Raw genomic sequence first — 2,488 nt, 5'->3', positions numbered from 1 at the left:
CTTCGATCATCTGGTCGGGTAGCGCCCACCAGTACTCGTCCGCCCAGCCCCTGCTGATGCCGTTCTTGAACGCGTCGACCCCCGGCGGCGAGTCCGGTTCGGGGTCGAGGCAGCGCGGTGCCGGGTAGCTCTGCGGCGCGTCGCCCTTGCGATCCCACCACGCCAGCTCGGTGTCGGCCATGCAGAAGCCGTTCTTCTTCCCGGTGGCGGCGGGTTCGGTCCCCGTCGGCCGTCCGGCGGCGTCCACCGCCCACAGCTCGGAGACGGAGAAGTCCTCGAAGTGGTAGTGGGAGTGGATCGGGTGGTAGCGCAGCACGCCTACCGACGGAACGTCGGTGAACGTCCCGTCGGAGCGGTGGATGCGCTGGGCGCCGGGCACCTCGTCCGGCCGCTCGCCGGCGGGCGCGCGGTAGCGGACGTCCACCGGGCCGTCGCCGGTGTTGACCATCGCCTGACCGAACCGCAGGCACAGCCGCGCGTCCCGCTCGTCGACCTCGCTGCGGAAGCACGACGAGCCCGGCTCGGCCGAGTCACCGAAGAACGGCGGCGGCGTGTCGAAGGTCGCGAACCGCTGCGGCAGCGCCTCCAGGTCGGGCAGCAGGTCGCGGGGCACGGGTTCGACCCGCGAGTCCTCGTTCTCCACCGTGCCCTCGTACCGGACGGTGGACGACGCCAGCTCGGGCCGGAACGGATTCCGGAAGACGTAGACGGTGTAGTGGGCGGTGAGCTTCGGCAGCCACACCGAGCGGGACGTGCCGATCTGCGCGTCCGCGAGAGCGACCCGGCGACCGGCCCGGTAGACGGCGAAGCCCAGGCTGTCGTCGGGGGTCGCGACGACCGTGCGGATGGCCAGCTCGACCCCGCCGGCCCGGTCCCGCAGCCGCGAGGGCAGGCGCACCGCCACCTCGACCCGGTCGCACCCCACCGGCCGGCACTCGGGCACGTCCCGCACCCGCGGGTCGTCCCGAACCACCCAGCCGTGCCAGGCAGCCGACCGGTCCGAGTCGACCACCACTCCCCGTTCGCGCACGCCCGCCGGAGCCGCTGCGGTCAGCATCAGCACCAACGCCGGCACGGCCACGCCCGCACCCCTCATACCGACCAGCCTCCGCCGTGCCCGCGCGCCTGTCAGCCCTGACACCCCGATCGGGTGTGCCACCAAACGGGGACACCGCCCACCACGAGAGCCACACCCCTACCGGCCCGTCACCGCTTGGAGGGACCCGACTGCCGCCTTTGGGACAGGACCCGGCGGCCGATCATGTGCCTTGCACGCCCGGCGGCGTGTGGGTCGACCTGAACGTGTCGTGTCCGGTCGTCCGGTGAAGCGGGAGCGGGTCGGTCCGAGGGGTCACCTGGATGCCGGTCGGCTGATCGTGTGGTCGCGTTCTGCGGGCCCGGCCGGTCGGATCCATGGTGGGAACCGGGAGGGGCCGCGGTTCGGCTGGGTGCATCTCCGACGTGCCTGGTTGCGGCGCGCGAGGAGGAGGACGGAGTCAAGCCGATCCACGTGGTGAACCGGCCGGGCCCGGTGCACGGGTTGACGGCGGTGCGGGACCAGGCGTTCGAGCGCGGTTCCACCCTTCGTGCGTGGCATCGCGTTGTCGGGCAACGGGTTGATCGTGTCGGGCGGTCCGTCGCACCTGCGTCGGCGCCGGCTGGTGCGACCGGCGCTGCACCCGAGTTCGATCGGCTCCGGGTGATCCGTTGGAGGTCCCATGAACCGCACGGCGGTGGTGGTGCCGGGAGCGCTGCCGGTGATCGGGCACGCCTGGCCGATGATGCGCGACCCGGTGGGGTTCGTCGGGTCGTTGTCGGCCCACGGTGACCTGGTGGAGGTGCGGTTGGGGCCGGTGCGGGCCGTGGTGCCGTGCCACCCGGACCTGCTGTGGCAGGTGTTGACCGACGACCGGGTGTTCGACAAGGGCGGGCCGTTCTTCGACCGGGTGCGGGCCACGATCGGCAACGGGGTCGGCAGTTGTCCGCACGCCGAGCACCGCAGGCAGCGGCGGCTGATCCAGCCCGCGTTCCACCACGCGCGGCTGGAGCGGTACGCGGAGGTCATGGAGGAGGAAGCGTCGGCGCTGACGTCGGGATGGCGGGACGGGCAGGTCGTCGACATCTATCCCGCCTTGTTCGGCGCGGCGTTGCGCACGGTGCTGCGGTGCCTGTTCACCACCCGCGCCGACGACGCCGTGGTGGACCGGATGCGGAAGTCGGTGGAGACGTTGCTGCACCAGGTGACCGCGCGGATGTTCGTGCCCGACCTGCTGCAACGGCTGCCCGTGCCGGTCAACCGCCGCTTCGACCGGGCCCTGGCCGATCTGCGTCGCGACATCGGCACCGTGGTCGCGGACGGCCGCCGCGACGCCGGTGACCGGGGTGACCTGCTGTCCTCGCTGCTCGCCGCGCGCGACGAGGACGGACGCGGTCGACTGGACGACGCCGAGGTCGGCGACCAGGTGTTGACCATGCTGGTCGCCGGGTC

2 protein-coding genes are annotated in these 2,488 nt (G+C 72.5%); one reads left to right on the top strand and one right to left on the bottom strand.

The genetic code is table 11. From position 1 onward, the window contains the following. Nucleotides 1-1,096 (bottom strand): hypothetical protein (locus AB0G02_RS35245; RefSeq protein ID WP_360803284.1); only part of this gene is annotated, 1,096 nt, incomplete at its 3' end. Between the two features lie 622 nt (nt 1,097-1,718). Here AB0G02_RS35245 and AB0G02_RS35240 point away from each other — a divergent pair. Beyond that, nucleotides 1,719-2,488 (top strand): cytochrome P450 (locus AB0G02_RS35240; RefSeq protein ID WP_360803281.1); only part of this gene is annotated, 770 nt, incomplete at its 3' end.

The sequence above is a fragment of the Actinosynnema sp. NPDC023658 genome (assembly GCF_040639995.1).
Classification (GTDB): Bacteria; Actinomycetota; Actinomycetes; order Mycobacteriales; family Pseudonocardiaceae; genus Actinosynnema.
This window is presented reverse-complemented; position numbering and strand designations above follow the sequence as displayed.